Annotated in this window: 21 protein-coding genes; 5 read left to right on the forward strand and 16 right to left on the reverse strand. The window is 72.1% G+C overall.

The window, feature by feature from the left end; translation table 11 throughout:
• Positions 1 to 99 precede the first annotated feature (99 nt).
• Positions 100 to 459 (forward strand): DUF779 domain-containing protein, encoded by a 360-nt coding sequence (locus ACLF6P_RS25130; RefSeq protein ID WP_415953174.1) that lies wholly within the window; start codon positions 100 to 102, stop codon positions 457 to 459.
• A 30-nt stretch (positions 460 to 489) separates the two neighbouring features.
• Here ACLF6P_RS25130 and ACLF6P_RS25135 read toward each other — a convergent pair whose 3' ends face one another.
• The 10 genes from ACLF6P_RS25135 to ACLF6P_RS25180 form a co-directional block, all read right to left on the reverse strand.
• Positions 490 to 684: a hypothetical protein gene (locus ACLF6P_RS25135; protein WP_415953175.1), complete on the reverse strand. Its 195-nt coding sequence runs from the start codon at positions 682 to 684 to the stop codon at positions 490 to 492.
• A gap of 287 nt (positions 685 to 971) precedes the next feature.
• Positions 972 to 1,628, reverse strand: a complete 657-nt coding sequence (locus ACLF6P_RS25140; RefSeq protein WP_415953313.1) for an ABC transporter ATP-binding protein — start codon at positions 1,626 to 1,628, stop codon at positions 972 to 974.
• Positions 1,629 to 1,725: 97 nt separating this feature from the next.
• Positions 1,726 to 2,667 (reverse strand): ABC transporter ATP-binding protein, encoded by a 942-nt coding sequence (locus ACLF6P_RS25145; protein WP_415953314.1) that lies wholly within the window; start codon positions 2,665 to 2,667, stop codon positions 1,726 to 1,728.
• A gap of 98 nt (positions 2,668 to 2,765) precedes the next feature.
• Complete coding sequence (locus ACLF6P_RS25150; RefSeq protein ID WP_415953176.1) at positions 2,766 to 3,716, reverse strand: ABC transporter permease; 951 nt, start codon at positions 3,714 to 3,716, stop codon at positions 2,766 to 2,768.
• Complete coding sequence (locus ACLF6P_RS25155) at positions 3,709 to 4,674, reverse strand: ABC transporter permease (RefSeq protein ID WP_415953316.1); 966 nt, start codon at positions 4,672 to 4,674, stop codon at positions 3,709 to 3,711. Before ACLF6P_RS25155 ends, ACLF6P_RS25150 begins: the two co-directional genes overlap by 8 nt.
• 23 nt (positions 4,675 to 4,697) lie before the next feature.
• Positions 4,698 to 6,290, reverse strand: a complete 1,593-nt coding sequence (locus ACLF6P_RS25160; RefSeq protein ID WP_415953178.1) for an ABC transporter substrate-binding protein — start codon at positions 6,288 to 6,290, stop codon at positions 4,698 to 4,700.
• A gap of 183 nt (positions 6,291 to 6,473) precedes the next feature.
• Positions 6,474 to 7,580, reverse strand: a complete 1,107-nt coding sequence (locus tag ACLF6P_RS25165; protein WP_415953180.1) for an acyl-CoA dehydrogenase family protein — start codon at positions 7,578 to 7,580, stop codon at positions 6,474 to 6,476.
• Positions 7,577 to 8,794, reverse strand: coding sequence for an acyl-CoA dehydrogenase family protein (locus ACLF6P_RS25170; protein WP_415953318.1), 1,218 nt, complete (start codon positions 8,792 to 8,794; stop codon positions 7,577 to 7,579). Before ACLF6P_RS25170 ends, ACLF6P_RS25165 begins: the two co-directional genes overlap by 4 nt.
• An 11-nt stretch (positions 8,795 to 8,805) precedes the next feature.
• Positions 8,806 to 9,828 carry an NADPH:quinone oxidoreductase family protein gene (locus ACLF6P_RS25175; RefSeq protein WP_415953182.1) on the reverse strand — a complete coding sequence of 341 codons (1,023 nt, stop codon included), beginning with the start codon at positions 9,826 to 9,828 and terminating at the stop codon, positions 8,806 to 8,808.
• Positions 9,829 to 9,989: 161 nt separating this feature from the next.
• Positions 9,990 to 10,604: a helix-turn-helix domain-containing protein gene (locus ACLF6P_RS25180; protein WP_415953183.1), complete on the reverse strand. Its 615-nt coding sequence runs from the start codon at positions 10,602 to 10,604 to the stop codon at positions 9,990 to 9,992.
• An 85-nt stretch (positions 10,605 to 10,689) separates the two neighbouring features.
• Here ACLF6P_RS25180 and ACLF6P_RS25185 point away from each other — a divergent pair, with 85 nt between their 5' ends.
• Positions 10,690 to 11,649 carry an NAD(P)/FAD-dependent oxidoreductase gene (locus ACLF6P_RS25185; protein ID WP_415953184.1) on the forward strand — a complete coding sequence of 320 codons (960 nt, stop codon included), beginning with the start codon at positions 10,690 to 10,692 and terminating at the stop codon, positions 11,647 to 11,649.
• Between the two features lie 132 nt (positions 11,650 to 11,781).
• On the forward strand, positions 11,782 to 12,669 hold the full coding sequence (locus ACLF6P_RS25190; RefSeq protein ID WP_415953186.1) for an SDR family oxidoreductase: 888 nt from the start codon (positions 11,782 to 11,784) through the stop codon (positions 12,667 to 12,669).
• Positions 12,670 to 12,700: 31 nt separating this feature from the next.
• Here ACLF6P_RS25190 and ACLF6P_RS25195 read toward each other — a convergent pair whose 3' ends face one another.
• Complete coding sequence (locus tag ACLF6P_RS25195; protein WP_415953187.1) at positions 12,701 to 13,534, reverse strand: enoyl-CoA hydratase/isomerase family protein; 834 nt, start codon at positions 13,532 to 13,534, stop codon at positions 12,701 to 12,703.
• A gap of 63 nt (positions 13,535 to 13,597) precedes the next feature.
• Entirely contained in the window at positions 13,598 to 14,329 is a 732-nt protein-coding gene (locus ACLF6P_RS25200; RefSeq protein WP_415953189.1) for a PIG-L deacetylase family protein, read from the reverse strand.
• 216 nt (positions 14,330 to 14,545) lie between these two features.
• Here ACLF6P_RS25200 and ACLF6P_RS25205 point away from each other — a divergent pair, with 216 nt between their 5' ends.
• A complete protein-coding gene (locus ACLF6P_RS25205) occupies positions 14,546 to 15,706 on the forward strand; it encodes an ABC transporter ATP-binding protein (protein ID WP_415953191.1) in 1,161 nt (386 codons plus the stop codon).
• 65 nt (positions 15,707 to 15,771) lie between these two features.
• Here the strand turns inward: ACLF6P_RS25205 and ACLF6P_RS25210 are convergent, their stop codons facing one another.
• The 4 genes from ACLF6P_RS25210 to ACLF6P_RS25225 are packed head-to-tail and all read right to left on the reverse strand — an operon-like array spanning position 15,772 to position 19,124.
• Positions 15,772 to 16,773, reverse strand: coding sequence for an ABC transporter substrate-binding protein (locus ACLF6P_RS25210; protein WP_415953193.1), 1,002 nt, complete (start codon positions 16,771 to 16,773; stop codon positions 15,772 to 15,774).
• Positions 16,770 to 17,444 carry an ABC transporter permease gene (locus tag ACLF6P_RS25215; RefSeq protein WP_415953194.1) on the reverse strand — a complete coding sequence of 225 codons (675 nt, stop codon included), beginning with the start codon at positions 17,442 to 17,444 and terminating at the stop codon, positions 16,770 to 16,772. The genes ACLF6P_RS25210 and ACLF6P_RS25215 overlap by 4 nt, the downstream gene beginning before the upstream one ends.
• A gap of 19 nt (positions 17,445 to 17,463) precedes the next feature.
• Positions 17,464 to 18,153, reverse strand: coding sequence for an ABC transporter permease (locus ACLF6P_RS25220; RefSeq protein ID WP_415953196.1), 690 nt, complete (start codon positions 18,151 to 18,153; stop codon positions 17,464 to 17,466).
• Positions 18,150 to 19,124: a tellurite resistance/C4-dicarboxylate transporter family protein gene (locus ACLF6P_RS25225; RefSeq protein ID WP_415953198.1), complete on the reverse strand. Its 975-nt coding sequence runs from the start codon at positions 19,122 to 19,124 to the stop codon at positions 18,150 to 18,152. Before ACLF6P_RS25225 ends, ACLF6P_RS25220 begins: the two co-directional genes overlap by 4 nt.
• Before the next feature lie 356 nt (positions 19,125 to 19,480).
• Here ACLF6P_RS25225 and ACLF6P_RS25230 point away from each other — a divergent pair, with 356 nt between their 5' ends.
• The gene (locus ACLF6P_RS25230) at positions 19,481 to 21,463 is read left to right on the forward strand and encodes an LPXTG cell wall anchor domain-containing protein (RefSeq protein ID WP_415953199.1); all 1,983 of its coding nucleotides are present in this window, start codon (positions 19,481 to 19,483) and stop codon (positions 21,461 to 21,463) included.
• Positions 21,464 to 21,465 lie beyond the last annotated feature (2 nt).

Raw genomic sequence — 21,465 nt, forward strand, 5'->3', positions numbered from 1 at the left:
CCTCGTTCCGGCCGCGGGCAGCGCATGGCCATCCGGGCCCTGAGCGGCAAGACTGGCCGGTGACCACCCGCCGCCGTCGAGGCCGTCGAGGAGGCCCCCATGACCACCCAGGAGCCGCGTGTCGAGCTCACCGATGCGGCCGGCGAGCTGCTGCGGAAGCTGCGGGCCCGGCACGGGCCGCTGATGTTCCACCAGTCCGGCGGCTGTTGTGACGGCAGCGCGCCGATGTGTTACCCGGAGGGCGAGTTCCGCACCGGCGACTCCGATGTGCTGCTCGAGTCGCTGGCCGTCGAAGGAATGGCGGAGCCGGTCGGGTTCTGGATGTCGAGGAGCCAGTACGAGGCCTGGCGCCACACCCGGCTGATCGTCGATGTGGTCGAGGGCCGGGGCGGCGGGTTCTCGCTGGAGGCGCCCGAAGGCGTCAGGTTTCTGATCCGCTCCCGGATGCTCGGCACCTGAGCACGCCGGGGCGCCCGGGGTCGACGGCCCTCAGGGGTTGAGGTTGCTGACGATGTCCGCGGTGGCCGTCAGACCGTTCTGGATGGTGGGTGCCATGCTGCTGCTCGCGAGGTAGAAGCCGAGCAGGACGCAGACGACCGCGTGCGAGACCTTCAGTGCCCCGTTGCGGAGGAACACGATCGCGAGGATGAGCAGCAGTACTACAACTGACACCGAAATGGCCATCGTCCGGACTCCCTACGCGCCTCCGCCACGCGAGCAACCGTGGCGTTTCCGCCGTAAGTCTCGCGTGGCGGAGGGGGCGTCCGGCCCACTGACATGTCCTCCGAACGTGTGTTACGGGGAGTTACGGCCCTCGTAGGGGCGCAGGCGCTCACCGGTCGTAGGCGTCGAGGAAGGCTTCGAGCGCCACGGGGTCGTCGGTCCGGCCGGCCCGCGGCCGGGTCTTCGGCCGATCCGCAGCCGGGTCTTCGGCCGATCCGCAGCCGGGTCTTCGGCCGGTCCGTACGGGATCAGGAACCCAGCTCGGACCAGTGCACCACGCGGTCGCACCAGCGGGTGAGCAGTACCTTGTCATGGCCGACGGCGAGCAGTCCGGCGCCACTGTCGGCGCGGTAGTCCTCGACGGCGCGGACCAGCGCGGCGGTGGTGGAGGCATCCAGCATCGCGGTCATCTCGTCGCAGACGAGCAGGCGCGGGCGCAGAATCAGCGCGCGAGCCACGCAGGCCCGTTGCAGCTGTCCGTCGCTCACCTCGTGCGGGCGACGCCCGAGCAGGTCCTCGCCGAGTCCGACACGCGCGGCGAACTCCCGTACTGCATCGGCCGCTTCGGCGGCGCGCCCGACCGACCGCAGTGGTTCGGCGATCAGGGCGGCCAGGGTGAGGCGGGGATCGGCCGAGAGCCTGGGCTGCTGGAAGACCACGCCGAAGAAGGTGCGCTGGGCCCGCGGCGCCCGGTGGCGCCAGCCCTTCGCCTCGGTGCCGTCGATGAGGACGCGGCCGGATTCGGGCCGGTGCAGGAGCGCCGCGACCTTGGCGAGCGTGGACTTGCCGCAGCCGCTGGGCCCGAGCAGGCCGACCGCCTCGCCGGTCCGCACCGTGAGCGAGACGCCTTCGACGACCGGCTTGTGACGCTCGTATCCGGCGGTGATCGCTTCCAGCCGAAGCAGGTGCGGTTCGGACAGGTCAGGCTCAGACAGGTCAGGCTCAGACAGGTCCGCTTCAAGCAGGTCCGCTTCAAGCAGGTTCGGTTCAGGCTCGATCGGCTCAGGCATGTCCGGCCTCCAGGGCCACGTGATGGCAGGCCACCGCGTCCTCGAACAGCGGCTGCACCCGGCATTTCTCGCTCGCGCGCGGACAGCGCTCGGCGAAGGCGCAGCCCTCCGGCAGCGCGCCCAGCTCGGGCGGCATCCCGGAGATGGGCTCGAACCGCCGTTCCGGGAGCGCGTCGAGCAGCCCGCGGGAGTACGGGTGGCGGGGTCCGCGGGCGCCGAAGAAGTCGCCGGCGGCGGCGATCTCGACGATGCGGCCCGCGTACATCACGGCGACCCGGTCGGCGATGCGCTCGGCGGCCGCGAGGTCGTGCGTGATCATCAGCAGGGCGCGGGAGTCGCCGGTGTGCCGGGCCAGTTCGTCGACGGTGTGCTCGACGAGTTCGCGGTCGAGTCCGGTGGTCGGCTCGTCGGCGAGCAGCAGCGGCGCATCGCCGATCAGGGCGAGCGCGGTCGCGGCGCGCTGGGCGAGGCCGCCGGAGAGTTCGTGCGGGTGGCGGTCGAGATGTCCGGCGGGGAACGAGGCCCGCTCGGCGGCCTCGACGGCGGCCTGGCGCAGCCCGGCGCGCCGGGCGCCCCGCAGCGCCCGTACGGTCTCCTCCAGTTGGGAGCGGATGGTGCGCACAGGGGTGAGGTGCGCGGCGGGCGACTGCGGTACGAGACCGACCCTGCGGCCGCGGACGTGGCGCGCGAGGGTCCACTCGTCGGCCGCGAGCAGATCCGTCCCGTCGCCGAGCAGCGCCGAACCGGCGGTTTCGGCGTTCTCGGGGAGCAGCCCGAGCAGCGCGGAGGCGAGCACGGACTTGCCGCAGCCCGACTCCCCGACGAGTGCGAGCCGCTCGCCCGCGTGCAGCGTGAAGCGGACGTCGGTCACGGCCCGGACAGGGCGCCCGGTGGGCATCCGGAAGCGTACGGACAGGCCCCGTACGTCGAGCACCGGAGTCCTCGCGGACGCGTCGGGCTCTCCGGTCGCCGCAGATACATCGGACGCCGGGGTCCTCGCAGGCCCGTCGAAGGCCGGACTCGTCGTGGTCGTCACAGCATCAGCTCCGATCGGCGGCGCGGATTGAGCCGCTCGCGCCAGGCGCCCGCGAGGCCCGCGATCGCCAGGGTCGGCACGATGATGAACAGGCCGGGGAACAGCGTCGGCCACCAGTCCCCCGCGAGCAGCGAGCCGCGCGCGGACTGCACGAGGGTGCCGAGGCTCGCCTCGTGGGTGGGCAGGCCCAGGCCCAGGAAGGACAGGGCGGACTCGTGCCAGATGGCGTGCGGCACCATCAGGACGGCGGCGAGTCCCGCCTGCGGCAGCACGCCCGGCAGCAGATGCCGTACGGCGACCCGCCACCGTGAGGCCCCGCCGGAGACGGCCGCGTCGATGTACGGGCGCGAGCGCAGCGAGAGGACTTCCGCGCGCACGATACGGGCCGTGGACAGCCAGTGCGTCAGTGCCACCGAGACCACCACGGGCCACACCCCGGGCCGGAACATCGCCACGATGAAGATGCCGAGCAGCAGATGCGGCACGGAGGAGAACAGGTCGACCAGGCGCATGACGCACCGGTCCACGCGCCCGCCCGCGGCCGCCGCGGCGGCACCGACGGCGGTCCCGATCACGGTGGCCACGACCGCGGCGACCACGCCGACGAGCAGCGAGACCCGCAGCCCGTAGACGCAGCGCAGGAGCAGGTCCCGGCCGACGTCGTCGGTGCCGAACGGGTGGGCGAGGGACGGCGGCTGCAGTTTGGCCGCGAGGTCCACGGCCTGCTCGTCGAGCTGGACGAGCGGCGGTACGAGCAGCACCGCGAGCACCATCGCCGCGACAAGCACGGCGGAACTGCCCACGCGCCAGGTGCGGGTGGAGCGGCGGCGCACTCCGCGCACCCGCCAGCCGGTCCCGGCAGCCTCAGTGGCCTCAGCGCCGGTCCCAGCAGCCCTTGCCTTCTCAGCAGTCTCCGTGGCCTCGGTTGTCACAGTGGTCTCAGCCATCGAATCCCACCCTCGGATCGGCGAGCCCGTACAGCAGGTCCGCGACGAGATTGCCCAGCAGCACCGCGGCCGTGGCGAGCGCGGTGAGCGCGGCCAGGAGCGCGAAGTCCACCGAGGTGGCGGCCTCGACGGTGGCGGCCGCGATCCCGGGCCAGCTGAAGACGGTCTCCACCAGGAGCGCCCCCGTGATGAGTTCGGGCACGCGTGATCCGATCAGGGTCAGGACCGGCAGGAGGCCGGAGCGCAGCGCGTGCCCGAGCAGCACGGTCCGCTCGGCGATCCCGCGGGCCCGCGCCCCGCGCACCGGATCCTCCGCGAGCGCGTCGCCGACTCCCTGGCGTACGTAGAGGACGAACCAGGGCAGCTGCGAGACGGCCAGCACGCAGGCGGGCAGCACCAGATGGCCGGCGACCTGCCCGGCGGTGACCGTACTCGCGCCGGTGTCGGTCAGGCCGCCCGCCGGCAGCACGTCGAGCTGCAGCGCGAAGAACCACACCGCGAGCAGCCCCAGCCAGAACGGCGGGGCCGCTTCGAGTACGTACGCGAGCGAGGTGACGGCCCGGTCGAGCCAGCCGCCGGGGCGGCGGGCGGCGAGCACGCCGAGCGTCGTGCCGAGGAGGATCGCGAGCAGGAAGGCGGTGGCAGCGAGCAGCACCGACCAGCCGAGCCGCTCGCCGATGACCTGGGCGACGGGCCGGCGCATCACCAGGGAGTCGCCGAAGTCGCCGTGCAGCGCGGCGCTCAGCCAGTCCCACCAGCGGCTGAGCAGCGGCTGGTCGACGCCGAGGTTGGCCCGCAGCTGGTCAAGGGTCTCCTCGGAGGCGGTGAGTCCGCCGATGCCCGCGTAGGCCTGCACGGGGTCGAAGGGCGAGGCCTCGGCGATGGCGAAGACCCCGAAGGTGACGGCAAGCAGGACGGGCACGGCGGCCAGGAGCCGCCGTCCCGTCATGCGCGCCATCGCCGTCCAGGGGATGCGCGGGATCACTTCTGCGGCTGCCAGTCCTCGACGTTCCACCACGGGCCGGTGGCGAAGCCGTGGTCGTGCGGTTCGACCTGGGTGGTGAGGCTGCCGTAGGCGTCGTCGACGACGTACACGTGGTCGATGTGGGTGAGGAAGGTGTAGGCCGGGTCCTTCGTCAGCTCGCGCTGCACCGTGGCGTAGGCGGCCTCGCGCTCGGCCGGGTCGGCGCTCCTGCGGCCTGCTTCGAGGGCCTTGTCGATGGCCGGGTTCGCGTAGTACGCCATGTTGTTGAAGTCGTTGCCGCCGACGAAGCGCGAGTGCAGCATCGGGTACTGGTCGAAGTCCGGGTCGGCGGGTGCGCCGCCGCCGGCGAGCACCGCGTCGGTCTCCATCCTCGGCTGGATGACCTCCCAGGTGCCGGCCTGCACCTTGACCTCGATGCCCGCCTTCTTGGCGTCGGAGGCGTAGGCGAGGGCGTGGTCCTGGCGGAGTTTGTCGCCGGAGACGTACCAGAGCGGGAAGGAGGCGCGGACGCCGTCCTTCTCGCGGATGCCGTCGGAGCCCTTCTTCCAGCCGGCCTCGTCGAGGATCTTCTCGGCCTGCTTCAGATCCTGGGCGCGCTCGGTACCCTTCGCGAACCAGGGGCTGTCGGTCGGCACCGGCCCGTAGGCCTCCTTGCCCGCCCCGTAGAGGATGGAGTCGACCATCGCCTTGCGGTCCACGGCCACGTCGAGGGCGCGGCGGATCGCGGTGTCGCCCGCGGCCTTGTTGCCGCTCGGCAGCGTCACCACGCGGTAGTCGAAGCTGGTCGCCTCGTATGTCCTGCGGTTCTTGTCGCCGGCGAAGGTCTTCGCCAGGTTCGGCGGCAGGATGGCGCCGTCGAGGTCGCCGCTGCGCAGCCGGGTGGCGCGGATGTCGTCGTCCTTGATGATCGCCATGGTGAAGTTCTTCACCTTCGGCGCGCCGCCCCAGTAGTCGGGATTGGCCTTGAAGGTGAGCTTCTCGCCCTTGGACCAGTCCACCAGCGTGTAGGGGCCGGTGCCGACGGGTTCGGTGCCGAGCGGGCCGGTGTTCACGTCCTGCTTCGAGGCGATGTGTGCGGGGGCGATGGCGTGCACGGTGCGCTCGGCGAACGGCGCGTACGGGTACTTGAGATGGAAGACGACCTCGTCCTTGCCCTTCGCCTCCACGCTCTCCAGCGCGTCGAGCTCGGACTTGTAGGCGTTGTTGGTCTTCTCGTCGAGGATCGTCTCGTAGGTGTAGACGACGTCCTTCGCGGTGAAAGGCTTCCCGTCGCTGAACTTCACGTCCTCGCGCAGCTTGTACGTGTACGTGAGTCCGTCGGCGCTCTTCTTCGGCAGCTCGGCGGCGAGCGCGGGCTCCAGGTTCATCCCGGCGTCGTGGGTGAGCAGCCCGTCGAAGATCTTCGAGTTGCCGTCCTTGCCGTAGCCGAGCAGCGGACTGAGGCTCTCCGGCTCGTACGCGATGCCGACGACCACCGAGGCGCCGGCGCCCGCGGTCCCGGAGTCGCCCCCACCGGGCGCGGAACAGGCCGACGCCCCGACCGCCAGAGCGGCCAGTGCCCCGGCTCCCCGTATCGCCGCGCCTCGCATGCCCCTACCTCTATTCAAGATCGACTGTTGTTGCGAACAGTTCGCAATTATGCCCCAGGCGGTCGACGCACGATGCCATGGGGGCACATAGGCGCAGGTGGCGGGGCATACGAAGACGCCCCTACCCCGTGATGACCGGGCAGGGGCGCCGCGTGGGCCGCGGGGCTACGGGGCTCCAGGGGGCTACGGGGCCTGCAGATCCACGAGCTCGGCCACCGCCTCACGGTGCGCCCCGGCCGTACCCAATGCGATGGAGTCGGTCTTGGCGCGCTTCAGATAGAGGTGGACGGGGTGTTCCCAGGTCATGCCGATGCCGCCGTGCAGTTGCAGTGCCTCCTCGGCCGCGTGGACCGCGACCGGCGAGCAGTACGCCTGGGCCAGGGAGGCGGCGAGCGGCGCCTCGTGCGAACCGGTGACCAGTGCGTCGGCGGCGTTGCGGGCCGCGGCGCGGGCGTGCACGGTCTGCAGCCAGAGTTCGGCGAGTCGGTGCTTCAGTGCCTGGAAGGAACCGACCGGACGGTTGAACTGGTTGCGGCTCTTCGTGTACGCCACCGTCTCCGTCAGGCACCAGTCGGCGAGGCCGAGTTGCTCGGAGGCGAGCAGCGCGGCTCCCGCCCGCAGTCCCCGGCGGACGGCCGAATCCGCCTCGCCCGCCGCTGCCAGGAGACGCCCCGGAGCGGACTCCAGGGTCAGCACCGACAGCGGACGGGTCAGGTCCAGCGGGGTCTGTGCGGTCAGGTGCACACCGTCGGCGGTCGTGTCGACCGCGTACAGGCCGCTCCCCGCGGGGACGAGCAGCACATCGGCCGACGCCGCGTCCGCCACCGCGGTGATCCGGCCGGTCAGCCTGCCGCCCGTCTCCTCGATCCGCGCGTACGAGGCCGAGGGCGCCGTCGACAAGGGCAGTGCGAGGATGCCGACGGAGCGGCCCGCGGCGAGCGCACCGACGAGCTCCTCGGCCGCGGTGGACGCGCAGCCGAGGAGCGTCTCGGTGGCGATCACCGCGCTGGTCAGATACGGGACCGGGGCGACGCGGCGGCCCAACTCCTCCAGGACGACGGCCGCTTCCCGTGCACCCGCACCCTGGCCGCCGAGCGATTCCGGCACCAGGAGTCCCGCCAGGCCCATGTCCGAGGCGAGGGTCTTCCACAGGTCGCGATCGTGCGGCTCCCCGGATTCGGCGCGCGCGACGACCTGTGCCGGTGCGCAGCGGTCGGTCAGCAGCGAGCGGACCGCCGCACGCAGTTCGTCCTCGGTCTCCGAGTACAGAAGATCGCGCGGCGTCGTCATCGGGTCAGGTCCTTCCAGGCGATGTCCTTGTCGGTGCGCGGCTCGGATGGCAGGCCCAGGACGCGCTCGGCGACGATGTTGAGGAGCACCTCGCTGGTGCCGCCTTCGATGCTGTTGCCCTTGGAGCGGAGATAGCGGTATCCGGCCTCACGGCCCACGAAGTCGACGATCTCGGGGCGGCGCATCGTCCAGTCGTCGTACAACAGGCCTTCCTCGCCGAGCAGTTCCACCTCCAGGCCGCTGATCTCCTGGTTGAGGCGGGCGAAGGTGAGCTTCATGCCGGAGCCCTCGGGGCCGGGTTGCCCGGCCACGAGCTGCTGGCGCAGCCGTTCACCGGTCAGCCGTGCCACCTCGGCCTCGACCCACAGCCCGACGAGCCGGTGGTGCAGATCGCGGGTGCGCAGCTCGGGTCGTTCGCGCCAGGCGGCCGCGGCCGGGCCGATCATGCCGCCCTCACGGGGCAGCCGCATCCCGCCGATGGCGACGCGTTCGTTCATCAGCGTGGTCTGGGCGACCTTCCAGCCCTCGCCGACCTCGCCGAGCCGGTGGGCGTCGGGGATCCGCACCTCGGAGAGGAACACCTCGTTGAACTCGGCCTCGCCGGTGATCTGCCGCAGCGGCCGCACCTCGACGCCCGGGTCGGTCATGTCGCAGACGAAGTAGGTGATGCCGCGGTGCTTGGGCAGGTCGGGGTCGGTGCGGGCGATGAGGATGGCCCAGCGCGCGCTGTGCGCGTTCGACGTCCACACCTTCTGCCCGGTGACGATCCAGTCTCCCCCACTCTCGGCTTCGCTCGAGCGGGATGTGCCCCCTCCCTCGCGTACGGCCTTCGTGCCCAGCGCCGCCAGGTCGGAGCCCGCGCCCGGTTCGCTGAACAGCTGGCACCAGACCTCCTCGCCACGCCACAGCGGCCCGAGGAAGCGCTCCTTCTGCTCGGGGGTGCCGAAAGCGAGGATCGTGGGCGCCGCCATGCCGAGGCCGATGCCGATGCGCCGCGGATCGTTGTCCGGCGCCCCCGCGGCCTCCAGCTCGGCGTCGACCACTGCCTGCAGGGAGCGCGGGGCGCCGAGACCGCCGAGGCCCTCCGGGTAGTGCACCCAGGCGAGCCCGGCGTCGAAACGCGCCTTGAGGAAGTCCGCGCGCGAGGTGGTGGCCGGCGGGTGCGCGGCGAGCAGCTCCCGGGTCCGTGCGATGAGGCCGGCTGCGTCCGTGATGCCTGCGCCCGTCATGCCTGCACCCCTTCCGACGCGGAAGCCGCGTCCGGCACGGAAGCCGCGTCCGCCGCGGCGGCCGGGTCCGGTACGACCGCCACGCGGCCGGTGGTGACGCCGTCGGCGACCCGCTGCACGGCCTCGGCCGCGCCCGCGAGCGATACCCGCTCGCTGACCAGCGGCTTGATGGCTCCCTTGGTGGCGAGTTCGGTGAGCTGCTCGTGGCACCGGGCCACGGACGCCGGGTCCTTGGTGTTGTACAGGCCCCAGTGCAGGCCCATGATCGAGTAGTTCTTGATGAGGGCGTGGTTGAGCCCGGGCGTGGGGACGACTCCGCTGGCGAAGCCGATGACGACGATCCGGCCCTCGAAGGCCACGGCCTTCGCGGACTGCGCGTACGCCTCGCCGCCCACCGGGTCGTAGATCACGTCCGCGCCCCGGCCGCCGGTGGCCTCCTTGACCGCGGCCACGACGTCCTCGCCGCGCCGGTCGATCACCACATCGCAGCCGAGCTCCTCGGCGGTACGCACCTTCGCCGCGCCGCCGACCACGCCGATGACCCGCGCCCCGGCCGCCTTGCCGAGCTGTACGGCGGCACTGCCGACCCCGCCGGCGGCCGCGTGCACCAGGAGGGTCTCGCCGGCCTGCAGCGCGGCCCTGCGGTGCAGGGCGAACCAGCCGGTCTGGTAGCCGATGTGCAGAGCCGCCGCCTCGGCGTCGTCGAGCGCGTCGGGGGCGGGCAGTGCGGCCGCCTCGTCCACAAGGGCGTACTCCGCGAAACCGCCGTGCGGCAGGGCGGGGTTGGCAATCACGCGCCGCCCGTCCCCGGTCTCCCCGCAGATCTCGACGCCGGGGGTGAACGGCAGCGGAGGCCGGACCTGGTACTGGCCGCGGCAGAGCAGCGCATCCGGGAAGTTGATATTGGCCGCCCGCACCTTGACGAGCAGCTGCCCCTCACCGGGCGTGGGCGCGGCCACCTCGTCGAGCCGCATCACCTCGCCCGGCTCACCGTTCTCGTGCACTCGCCATGCCTGCATGCGGGGCCTCCACAGAGGGGGTGGACTGTCTCTCCCGCGCATACTAAGCGGTCGCTTGGCTTCTGGGAACGGTCCGGAGCCGACTTTCCACCACCTCACCCCAGCTCCCTCAGCCGGCCCCCTCCCCCCTCAGCCCCTCAGCCCCTCAGCCCTTCAACCCTTCAGTCCCCCGACGCGGCCCGCTTGGGCCTGGCCCGTACATGCATCCGCTCCCCCTGTGGCCCGAACAGGCTCAGCACCTCCACAGGCCCGTCCACCGCGTCGAACCAGTGCGGTACCCGCGTGTCGAACTCGGCCGCCTCGCCCGGACCGAGCACCACATCGTGGTGCGCGAGCCTGAGGCGCAGCCTCCCGGAGATGACGTACAGCCACTCGTAACCCTCGTGGGTGCGCTGATCCGCGTGTTCGCGCCGGGGGTCCGGGCCCGCAAAAACGATCTTGTAGGCCTGCAGCCCTCCGGGCTGACTGCCGAGCGGCACATACGTACGCCCCTCACGCACGACCGGCTTCGCCCGCACCCGCGGATCGCCGACCTCCGGCGCGCCGACGAGTTCGTCGAGCGGCACCTGATGGGCGCGGGCGATCGGAAGCAGCAGTTCGAGGCTCGGTCTGCGATGCCCGGATTCGAGCCGCGAGAGTGTGCTCACGGAGATCCCGGTGACCTCGGACAGCCCGGCCAGCGTGACATCGCGCTCCTTGCGGATGCTCCGCAGCCGCGCCCCCACCTCGGCGAGCACCGCGTCCATCTCTTCCCCGGGATCGGCCACAGTCACCATCCAGCATCCGAAGTTTTGCGATTACGGCAACAACGTTTGCCCATTCTGCCGGAGGCGGCGCACGCTCGCAGCGGAGGTGGTCGAGATGACCCGGAGCACGATGCACAGTTCGACTCAAGGCGGCCAGGTACTGCGGCGGTCCTACGACGTGGTGGTGGTCGGCGGCGGAACGGCCGGCCTGAGTACGGCGCTCGGCCTGGGACGCAGCCTGCGCAGCGTCCTCGTCGTGGACGCGGGTGAACCGCGCAACGCCCCCGCGGACCACATGCACGGCTACCTGTCACGGGACGGCATGGCGCCCGCCGACTTCCTGCGGATCGCACGCGAGGAGGTCGTCTCCTACGGCGTGGAGATCGTCTCGGCGCGGGTGGCGAAGGTGGAGCCCGACGCCGAGAGAGAGGTCGATGTGACCTTCGAGGACGGTACGCGGGTCCACTGCCGGCGCACGGTGATCGCGACCGGTCTGGTCGACGAACTGCCGGAGATCGAAGGCCTGTCGGAGCGCTGGGGCCGCGATGTACTGCACTGCCCGTACTGCCACGGTTACGAGGTGCGCGACCGGGCCTTCGGTGTGATCGCCCGCCCCGAGATGGGCGCGCACCAGGCGCTGCTCGTCACGCAGTGGTCGAAGGACGTGACGCTGTTCCTGCACGAGGTCGAGGAGTTGCCCGAGGACCAGTGGCGGCAGCTGGAGACGGCCGGGGTGCGGGTGGTGCGTGGCGAGGTGGCCGAAGTGGTCGTCGAGGACGACCGGTTGACGGGGGTGCGCCTGGCGGACGGCGCATTCCACGCCCGCGAGGTCCTGTTCACGGCGACGCGTCCGGTGCCGCGCACGGAGATGCTGCCCGAGCTGACCGGTGACGCTGTTCAGGAGACGCCGTTCGGCCCCTTCCCGGCCGTGGACGCGGCGGGCCGCAGCGCGCTGCCGGGCGTGTGGATCGTGGGCAATGCGATGGGCCCGGCGGAGATGGTCGTCAACGCGGCGAGCGCCGGCTACCGGGCGGCCACGCAGATCAACGCGGAGCTGGTCTTCGCGGACCTGTGAGCCGCCCGCGCCCCGGGACTCCCCGGGGCGGGTCTCCACTGCCTGCGGACCGTTGAGGGCCCGCGCTCCCCCAATGTCCCCGGGCCCCCGGTCCCTATGGACCATTGCGGGCCCCCGGTGTACCGATACGCCATGACGGAGACACCCACCCCCGGTCTGCCCACCCCACCGCCCACCGGCACAAGTGCCCTGCCCCCGGGAACGTACGACGGGACCGTCGTCCTCGTGACCGGGGGCGGCACGGGCCTGGGCAAGGCTATCGCCGCCGAATTCGCCCGCCTCGGCGCCGACTTGGTGATCGCGAGCCGCAAGACCGAACACCTCGAGGCGGCCGAGGAGGAGCTGTCCGCACTCGGCGGGCGCGTCCTGACCGCCGCCTGCGACATCCGGGTCCCCGACCGCATCGCGGAGGTCTTCGACCTGGCGGAGGATGCCTTCGGCCTGCCGCACGTCCTCGTCAACAACGCGGCCGCCAACTTCCCGGTCCCCGCCGAGGACATGTCCCCGAACGCCTGGCGCACGGTCGTCGACATCACCCTCAACGGCACCTACTTCATGGCCCGCGAGTTCGGCCGCCGCCATCTGGCGGCCGAAGCACCCGGATCCATCGTCAACATCGGCGCCTCGTACGCCTGGACCGGCGGCCCGGGCTACGCCCACAGCGCGGCCGCGAAAGCCGGTGTGAAGAACCTGGTGGAGTCGCTCGCGGTGGAGTGGGGGCCGTACGGCATCCAGGTCAACGGCCTGGTGCCCGGCCTGATGCCGCACGAGGACATGACCGCCGACATCCGCGCGAACCTCGACCGCGTACGGACCGCCGATGCCCGACAGCCCGCGCTGCGGGTGGGGCGGCCACGCGAGCTGGGCTGGGCGGCCACGTTCCTCGCCTCCCCGTACGCCCGTTTCATCAGCGGCCATACGCTGGTCGTGGACGGCGCGAACTGGCAGCGGCGGGATCTGGCCACGCCGGAAGTGATGCCGATCCGGGAGCAGTTGGGGCGTGGCCCCTTCATCCCCTGACCGGCTGCTTCCTCCCGGACCCGCTGCTGCCCTACTTCCCTTCGAACTCCGGCGCCCGCCGCGCCGCCTTCGCCATGTACCCCTCGCGCGAGTCCTTTGAGGTGAGCGTAACGGCCGCGGCGAAGGCCGCGTGTTCCAGCGCCTCGCCGAGGCCCGCGTCCGCGAAACGGTCGATGTCTCGTTTGATGCCCTGGACGGCCAGCGGGGCGTTCGCGGCGATCTCGGACGCCAACGATCGCGCGGTCCTCTCCAGTTCCTCGGCCGGGGTGACCACCTGGAGCAGGCGCAGCCGCTCGGCCGTCGCCGCGTCGATCCGCCGGCCGGTCAGGGCCAGGAACTTCGCCCAGCCCGCCCCCGCGTCCCGGGCGATCCGCAGATCGCCGCCCGCATCCACGGCGACCCCGAGCCGCGCCTCGGGGAGCGCGAACACCGCGTCCTCGGCAGCCACCCGGATGTCCGCCATGAGGGCGAGCTCGAAGCCGAAGCCGAGGCAGTATCCCTGCACGGCGGCGACGACCGGCTGCGACAGTCCGGCGAAGACCCGCATCCGCTCGTGCACCCAGCGCAGGCCTTCGTAGTAGTTGCGGGTGCGCTCGGCACCGGAGCGTCCGGCGATCGCGCCGCCGGGTGCGGTGATGTCGATGCCCGCGCAGAAGGCGCGGCCCTCCGCGCGCAGCAGCACGGCCTTCACCCGGTCATCGAAGCGGATCCGGTCGGCGAACAGGCCGAGCTGGCGGGTGGACTCCCAGCTCCAGGCATTCAGCTTCTCGGGCCGGCAGAGCGTCAGGACACCGAGGCCGTCCTCGACGTCGAGGCGTAGCCGCTCCTCGCCCTCGGCGATCTCCGTGCTCGTGGTGTCGATCATCCGCGCCCCCTGCCGTTTCCGAAGTGGCGTCAGGGTAGGGGGCGCGCACGAGGGTCTGAAGGCTCAGCGCTCGTAGACCTTGAATCCGACCGCGGGCTTCCCGCCGAAGCGGTCACCCACCCAGCTGCTCGACATGGTGATGACGGAGCGGGCGTACTCGGCGGGATCCTCGTCCGTCAACGCCTCGATGTACGCCCGGTGCTCGAGCAGGGAGCTGACTCCGCGCTCGAAGCCGGGCTCGGCGTCGACCGCGTGCGTGGGTTCCTCGTCGCCGGCGATGGCGATCCACTTCACCCCGTTCCACGGCGCAAGCCCCTGCTCCACGAGCTCGGGGAAGATCCACCGGTTGCCCGCGTCCCCGACGGCGTCGATCGCGGCCTGGCCCACGGCACGGTGGTCGGGGCTGTTGAGGAAACGGCCGCCGAAGGACTCGTGGTGGTTGAGCGTGAGGACGAGTTCGGGCTTGTGGCGGCGGATCGCGGCCGCGATGTCACGGCGCAGGGCAGTGCCGTATTCGATGACACCGTCCTTGTGGTCGAGGAACTCCACGGTGGAGACCCCGACGACGGCGGCGCTCGCGCGTTGCTCCTGCTCGCGCAGCGGCCCGCACTTCCCGGGCTCCAGGGTGTCGATGCCTGCCTCGCCGCGCGTGGCGAGCAGATAGCCGACCTCCCGTCCTGCGTCCGTCCACTGCGCGATCGCGACGGAGCAGCCGTATTCCAGGTCATCGGGATGGGCGACAACGGCGAGAGCGCGCTGCCAGTCCTCGGGCATGGGCGTGAGCTGATCGTTCATACGCTCAAATCTATGCGCAGGGCTCCGCTCCGTGCGCAGGGCTCCGCTCCGTGCGCAGGGCTCCGCTCCATGTGCGGGGCTCCGCGAAGGGTGCCCGCGCGGGCCGATCGGTCACCGGTGACGGCGACCGTGCCCGGTGTGACACCGCGGCCGGATGAGACCTCCGGGCGGCCGTCCCGGTGTGCGGGTGGGCACGCCCGCTCCTAGCGTGAGGGCATGATCCGGTTCGAGCGGGTGACCAAGCGGTACGCGGATGGCACCACGGCAGTGGACGACCTGTCCTTCGAGGTGGCCGAGGGTGAACTGGTGACGCTCGTCGGCCCGTCCGGCTGCGGCAAGACCACCACGATGATGATGATCAACCGGCTCATCGAGCCGACCGGCGGCGCGATCTTCATGAACGGCGAGGACATCTCGACGGTCGACCCCGTGCGGCTGCGGCGCCGGATCGGGTACGTGATCCAGCAGGTGGGCCTGTTCCCGCACCGTACGATCCTCGACAACACCGCCACCGTCCCGGCCCTCGTGGGCTGGAAGCGCTCCAGGGCCAGGGCGCGGGCGGCGGAACTGCTCGACATGGTGGGTCTCGACCCGAAGACCTACGGCTCGCGCTATCCCGACCAGCTCTCCGGCGGGCAGCGCCAGCGGGTGGGCGTGGCCAGGGCGCTCGCCGCGGATCCTCCGGTGCTGCTCATGGACGAGCCCTTCGGTGCCGTGGACCCGGTGGTGCGCGAGCAGTTGCAGGACCAGTTCCTCGACATGCAGGCGAGCGTGCGCAAGACCGTCGTGATGGTCACGCATGACATCGAGGAGGCGGTGCGGCTCGGCGACCGGATCGCGGTGTACGGGCAGGGGCGGATCGAACAGTTCGACACACCCGGCGCCGTGCTCGGCAGTCCCGCGACGCCGTACGTGGCCGCCTTCGTGGGCGCGGACCGCGGCCTGAAGCGGCTCTCGGTGACCCGGATCGAGGCGGACGACCTGGAGCAGCCGCCGCTCGCCCGCCTGGACGAGAAGGCCTCGGCCGCGGCCGCCCGGCTGCGGGCCGAGGACGCCCGCTGGGCGGTCTGTGTGAATGCGGACGGCGAACTGCACGGCTGGGCGGGCGTGGACGAACTGGCGCTCGCCGGGGACGCCGAGGTCGGTGAGCTGGCGCACCGGATGGACTCCTGGGTGCCGGTGGGCGCCCCGCTGAAGACCGCCTTCGGTGTGATGCTGCAGCATGACGCGGGCTGGGTCGCGGTCCTCGACGGCGCCCGTTTCCTGGGCGTGCTCACTCCGGCGAAGCTGCACGAGGCACTGCGGCGCTCGGTGGACGCGGATGCGCTGGGGGTGGGGCGTGACGAAGTGGTCTTCGACTCGGTGGCGGACGCTTAGGTTCCTCGACGGCGGCCGCGCAGGACGACGGGCGCCTCCCGCCCGGTGGCCCCTGCTCGTACCGGCTACAGCAGTCCCTTCTCCTTCAGGTACGCCTCGGCGACGTCCTCCGGCAGCCGCCGCCAGCTGTCGACCTGCCGGTTCAGATCGGCCAGATCGGCCGTCGTCAGTACGGTGTTGAGCTTGCCGAGCGCCGCCGCGACCTGTTGGCTGCCGGCCTGTGCCCGGTTGACGACGGGCACCACGTAGTCGGCGTTCTGCAGCTTCCTGTCGTCCGCGAGCAGCACCAGGCCGAACTCGTCCAGGGTGGCGTCGGTGCTGGTGGTCAGTACCATCTGGTCCTGCCCCGACTGGACGGCTCGTTTGGCCTGGGTGGTGCCGACGCCCTTGGGGTCGACGGCGGTGACGTCGATCCCGTACGTCTCCTCCAGGCCCGGTCGGCAGTAGGGGCGCTTGACGCATTCGTCGCCGGCCGCGAGCCGTACCTTCAAGCCCGAGCGGCCGAGGTCCGAGAGGGTCTTGAGGCCGTGTTCCTCCGCGTAGGCGGCGGTGACCGCGAAGGCGTTCTGGTCGACGGCCCTGCCCGGGTCGAGAACGGTGAGGCCGCGGGGCGTGGCGAGTTCCCGCAGTGCCTTCATCGTGGTGGTCAGGTCGGGCGAGCCGACGGGTGTCGCCTCGGCGCCGTTGGCCTTCGCGTTCAGCCAGTCGGCGAAGGTGGCCGCGTATTCGGGGACGATGTCGATCTGGCCGGATTCCAGCGCCGGTTCGTACAGTTCCCGGTTGGCGACGGTGAGCACGGTCGTGCCGTATCCGGCCCGGTCGAGGAGTTTCGCGTACATCTGGGCGAGCAGATCGCTCTCCGTGAAACCGGCCGAGCCGATGGTCAGGGACCTGCTGTCGCCGGGTGGTGCGGACACCTCGCCCCGGTTCTCCAGGGAGGGGCCGGTGGTGCAACCGGTCAGGAGTGCGGCGATGAGGGCGAAGGGGGCAAGGCGGGCGCGTGAAACACGGCGGGCACGAGGGGCGAGGAGGGCGCGGAAACGGCCGCTCGTGCGTGGGCGTCTCATGCGCTCCTCCCCCGCGCCCAGCCGGGCGCCAGACGTTCGGCGAGTTCGAAGAGTCCTTCGACGAGCAGGGCGAGGGCCGCCACCAGGACGGCGCCCGCCACGACCTGCGAGGTGGAGGCCAGGTTGAAGCCGGCGGTGATGATCCGGCCGAGGCCGCCGCCGCCCGCGAGCGCGGCGATGGTGGCGGTGGCGACGAGCTGCACGGCGGCGATCCGCACCCCGTTGAGGATCATCGGCAGCGCGAGCGGCAGCTCGACCCGCCACAGCAGCTGCCGCCCGGTCATGCCCATCCCGCGCGCGGCCTGCACGATGCCGCGGTCCACCTCGCGCATCCCGACGTAGGCGTTGGTGAGCAGGGGAGGCACCGCGAACAGGACGAGGGCGACGACCGTCGGCCCCTGGCCCCAGCGGCCGACCGGCGTGAGCAGCAGCAGGACGAGGACGGCGAAGGTGGGGACGGCGCGTCCCACGTTGGAGATGTTCACGGCGAGCGCGCCGCCCTTGCCGAGATGTCCCAGGACCAGGGCCACGGGCAGGGCGATCAGGCAGCTGATCACCAGGCAGACCACGGTGAGCAGCAGATGCTCGGTCAGCCGGTGCCAGACGCCGTCGCCGCCCGACCAGTTCGCGGGGTCGGTCAGCCAGTGCCAGGTATCGCTCAGCGTCTTCATCCGCGCGCCCCTCGCCGCTTCATCCGCGCGCCCCCCGCTGCCAGGGCGTGAGCAGCCGCTGTACGCCGAGCAGCACCAGATCCGCGGCGACGGCGATCACCACACAGAGCACGGAGGCGGTGAGGACCTGGGCTTTGAAGTACGTGTTCATCCCGGCGTAGATGAGATTGCCGAGCCCTCCGTAGCCGACGATGGCGCCGACCGTGACCAGGGAGACCGCGGAGACGGTGGCGATCCGCAGGCCCGCCATGGCGGCGGGCACGGCGAGCGGCAGTTCGACGGTGAGCAGGAGCCGGATCGGGCCGTAGCCCATGCCGCGGGCGGCCTGCCGGGTCTCCTCGGGGACGGCGCGCAGTCCGGCGAGGATGTTGCGGACCAGGAGCGTCAGCGAGTACAGGACCAGACCTGCGACGACGAGCGCGGCGGACAGACCGTACACGGGCAGCAGCAGCGAGAACATCGCCAGCGAGGGGATGGTGTAGAGCACGGTCGTCAGGCCGAGCACCGGTCCGGCCGCCCACCTCCAGCGGCGGGCCGCGACCGCGAGGGGAACGGCCAGGGCCAGACCGATGAGGACGGAGACCGTGGTGATCTGCAGATGCTGCAGGACGGCATCGGTCAGGATCTCGCTGCGCGTGCTCAGATACTCGCCGCAGATCCACTCGTTGCGTGCGAGGCAGTCGTCGGGCGGTTCGGTGAGGGTGATCATGCCGCCCTCGCCGCCGCACGGACCGCGCCCGCCGCAACCACGCACCACACGGCGACCGCGCACCACACGAGGACCTCGCCGGGCACCTGCAGGCCGCCCTCGTCGGCCGCGGAGGCCAGGGTGAGGGTGGCGACGCCGGTCATGCCCATCGGGAAGACGGTGGCCCAGCGGCGTACGTCGTACCGCGGTCGCGGCCAGCGGGCCTCGGAGGCGACGAGCATCAGGTAGAGGGCGAAGTCGAGGCCGAGCAGGACAAGGGACGTGGTGCGCAGGACGTCCTCGGACGCGGCGCCCAGCTCGCCGGACGCGAGCAGTTTCCCCGCGGCGAGGGCCGAGATGGCGAGCGCTCCTGCGGCCACCCACTGGTCGCCCGCGCCCTGGCGGATATTGCGGAGGTCGAATCGGCTCAGCGCGAATCCGTACAGGACCAGGCCGAGCCAGAAGACCACGAAGCCGGCCCCGGCGAGCCAGGCCGCGTCCAGCATCGGTGCGAGCGCGGCCGCGAGCACCGCGAGGCCCTGGGTCGCGACGCACACCAGGAACACCGCGCCCGGCATCCTGCGAAACGGCACCCGCCGGACGGAATCGCGCACGACGCGCGGCAGCAGCACCAGCCAGACGAGCACGGCGAGCACCAGCAGGGCGATCGCGAGCTCCTGCCGCCCGAGCTGCGCGAACCGGGTGCCCAGGACGCAGCTCGCGGCGACACCGGTGAGGGCGGGCGGCCGGTCGGCCTCACGGGACCACCGGGCGCGGTCGGTGAGGAACCGCCCGGCGAAATCGGCGGCGAGGGCGCACCACAGCAGCGAACCGAGGGCGAGCGCGATGCGGGAGAGGGTCTCCCGGCCCATCAGATGCAGCCCCACAGAGATGATGCCGGTGGCCATCACTGCCGAGCCCGCGGCCGGTGAGCGCTCGGTCCACCAGCGCACGAGGCTCCGCCGATGCTGGGTCGACACACCCGTGCTCATGCCCCCACCATCCCCACCGCGGCGCGCCCGCGCCGGGGATGCTGGACCGATCGGCTGACGCGGGTGGGCGCGGCGGCGGTCCCCGCGCGGCGGCCGGTCCTGACGGACCGCCTGGCGCGGCGGCCGGTTCGGCTGCCCGGGTGCCGCGCGCACCGCTGCCGGGCCATCCGTGCCGAGTGCCGGCCGCACAGATGCCGCCGCGAGGAGACCAACGGCTGAGGACCGTTCAGGTGCATGCTGCGCGGATTGGAGTATGACGATAAGTCAACAGACAAGTGACCGTGCGCATATTTCCCGTAACAGTCCGTCAGGGAACTGAGGCCGGTCGGCCTCGTGCGGGAAAGTGAGGGCCCTTCATGGGCGGCTATCTCAAGGAGGCACCAGGTGCGGCGGGACCTGCCGTCCTGCGGCGCAGGGTGGTGCGCGTGCTTCCAGGCATGCTGCTGGGGGCGGCGCTCACCGGCGCGACCGTGCTGCCGGCGCCCGGGGCCCTGGCCGCGCCGCCCGAGGCCTCCGGGAGCGGCTGCGCACACGGGGAGCCGGGACCGTCCGCCCGTCAGGAGGAGCCGTTCGGCGCGGCGGACGAGAGACGTGCGGTCCGGCGCACTCCGCGCGCCACCGCATCGGATTGCCCCGCCGGCGAAGCCAAGGCCCGGGTCGAGCCAGGCCCGGCGCGCCCCTCCGGGCGCCCTGCGCAGCATGGACGATTCAGCAAGGACCCGGACGAGCAGCACGACGAGGGGCGGCACACCGACGAGTACCGCGCCGATGCGCCGCAGGGCGGAAGGGAACAGGACGGGGGAGAACAGGGTGGGAGGGAAAAGAGCGGGAGAGGGCAGGCCGGGAAACAACAGGACGGACAGCCGGGCGGCGAGCGGGCGGAACCGCAGGACGGAACCGGGCTGAGCCGGCCCGAACGTCTTCCGGCCCGGGCGGACCTGGCGGCCCTGGCACCCCCTCTGCTTCGCGGCGTGGCCCCGGGCGAGACCTTCGACTACACGATCACCGTGGTCAATCACGGCCCCGCTCAGGCGACGAACGTCACCGCCACCGACGAGCTTCCCGCGGTCCTGTCGTTCGTGAGCTCGAAGGACGGCTGCACGGCCGACGGGCAGGAGGTGCTCTGCGGTCCGGTGGCAAGGCTGGCGCCCGGGGACTCCGCCTCCTGGGTTGTCACCGTACGGCTCGACCCCGCCTACACAGGCGACGGCTCGGACATCCGCAACCAGGCCACGGCGATGTCGGACACCTTCGACCCGGACCCGGCCAACAACACCGGCCCCCATCCCGGCGCCGGACCGCCGGACGGCACGGTGGAGCGCCCGCGCACCGACCTCGCCGTCGGCAAGGAGTTCACCGGACCGGATCCGGTGGTTCCGGGCACTGTCTTCGGCTACACCCTCACCGCCGTGAACCTCGGCCCCTCGCAGGCCACCGGGGTGTCGCTGACCGACCGGCTGCCGGACGGGCTGGCCTTCGTGGACTCCCCGGACGGATGCACCGGCGAGGCCGGCGCCTACGGCACGACCGTGACCTGCCCCGCAGCGACGGACCTCGCCCCCGACGGGCACACCGCCTTCACCATCCGCGTCAGACTGGATCCCGGCTACACCGGCGACGGCTCCGACCTGGTCAACAGGGTCCGTGCCCGGGCCGACACCGACGACCGGGTCCCGGAGAACAACACCGCCGAACTCGCCGGACTGCCGGGCGGGGACGGCGGCCCCGCGCCCGCGTCGGCGGACCTCGTTCTCGCCAAGCGGTACGAACTCCCGGACGGCACCGACGCGGCCACCCCCGGTGAGACCTACGCCTACGTCATGACGGTACGCAACCAAGGCCCGTCCACCGCCCGGGACGTCACCGTCACCGACCCCCTGCCCCGGGCCCTGTCCTTCGACGGTTCGCCGGACGGCTGCACGGCCGAGGGCGCCACGGTCACCTGCGGCGGTTCCGACCGGCTCGGTCCCGGCGAATCGGCCGAATACCGCATCACCGTCCGGCTCGACCGGGACTTCGACGGCGACTGTGCCACCGTCGACAACACCGCCCGCGTGAGCTCCGCCGTGGACGACCCGGATCCGGCGGACAACACCGCGAGCGTGGGGGCGGCGGCCCGGGGCGCGGCCGGCGACTGCGGGGTTCCCATCCGCCCCCTGCCCAGCCCCTCGCCGTCACCCACGCACCACGGCGACGAGCACGGTGACCACCAGGGCCACCACGGCCACGCGCTCCCGGACACCGGGAACGGAACACCCGGCTGGCTGCCCTGGGCGGCGGGACTGACGCTCACCGCGGGCGCCGGACTGGTGGTCGGCGTGCGGCGGCGCCGGGCCTGACC

This window comes from Streptomyces lothianensis (assembly GCF_047779955.1).
In the GTDB taxonomy this organism is placed as follows: Bacteria; Actinomycetota; Actinomycetes; order Streptomycetales; family Streptomycetaceae; genus Streptomyces.

Coding starts and splice junctions, on each gene's coding strand:
- ACLF6P_RS25130 (WP_415953174.1), top strand. CDS start 100: ATGACCACCCAGGAGCCGCGTGTCGAGCTCACCGATGCGGCCGGCGAG.
- ACLF6P_RS25135 (WP_415953175.1), bottom strand. CDS start 684: ATGGCCATTTCGGTGTCAGTTGTAGTACTGCTGCTCATCCTCGCGATC.
- ACLF6P_RS25150 (WP_415953176.1), bottom strand. CDS start 3,716: ATGGCTGAGACCACTGTGACAACCGAGGCCACGGAGACTGCTGAGAAG.
- ACLF6P_RS25155 (WP_415953316.1), bottom strand. CDS start 4,674: ATGGCGCGCATGACGGGACGGCGGCTCCTGGCCGCCGTGCCCGTCCTG.
- ACLF6P_RS25160 (WP_415953178.1), bottom strand. CDS start 6,290: ATGCGAGGCGCGGCGATACGGGGAGCCGGGGCACTGGCCGCTCTGGCG.
- ACLF6P_RS25165 (WP_415953180.1), bottom strand. CDS start 7,580: ATGACGACGCCGCGCGATCTTCTGTACTCGGAGACCGAGGACGAACTG.
- ACLF6P_RS25175 (WP_415953182.1), bottom strand. CDS start 9,828: ATGCAGGCATGGCGAGTGCACGAGAACGGTGAGCCGGGCGAGGTGATG.
- ACLF6P_RS25180 (WP_415953183.1), bottom strand. CDS start 10,604: ATGGTGACTGTGGCCGATCCCGGGGAAGAGATGGACGCGGTGCTCGCC.
- ACLF6P_RS25185 (WP_415953184.1), top strand. CDS start 10,690: ATGACCCGGAGCACGATGCACAGTTCGACTCAAGGCGGCCAGGTACTG.
- ACLF6P_RS25190 (WP_415953186.1), top strand. CDS start 11,782: ATGACGGAGACACCCACCCCCGGTCTGCCCACCCCACCGCCCACCGGC.
- ACLF6P_RS25195 (WP_415953187.1), bottom strand. CDS start 13,534: ATGATCGACACCACGAGCACGGAGATCGCCGAGGGCGAGGAGCGGCTA.
- ACLF6P_RS25200 (WP_415953189.1), bottom strand. CDS start 14,329: ATGAACGATCAGCTCACGCCCATGCCCGAGGACTGGCAGCGCGCTCTC.
- ACLF6P_RS25205 (WP_415953191.1), top strand. CDS start 14,546: ATGATCCGGTTCGAGCGGGTGACCAAGCGGTACGCGGATGGCACCACG.
- ACLF6P_RS25210 (WP_415953193.1), bottom strand. CDS start 16,773: ATGAGACGCCCACGCACGAGCGGCCGTTTCCGCGCCCTCCTCGCCCCT.
- ACLF6P_RS25215 (WP_415953194.1), bottom strand. CDS start 17,444: ATGAAGACGCTGAGCGATACCTGGCACTGGCTGACCGACCCCGCGAAC.
- ACLF6P_RS25220 (WP_415953196.1), bottom strand. CDS start 18,153: ATGATCACCCTCACCGAACCGCCCGACGACTGCCTCGCACGCAACGAG.
- ACLF6P_RS25225 (WP_415953198.1), bottom strand. CDS start 19,124: ATGAGCACGGGTGTGTCGACCCAGCATCGGCGGAGCCTCGTGCGCTGG.
- ACLF6P_RS25230 (WP_415953199.1), top strand. CDS start 19,481: ATGGGCGGCTATCTCAAGGAGGCACCAGGTGCGGCGGGACCTGCCGTC.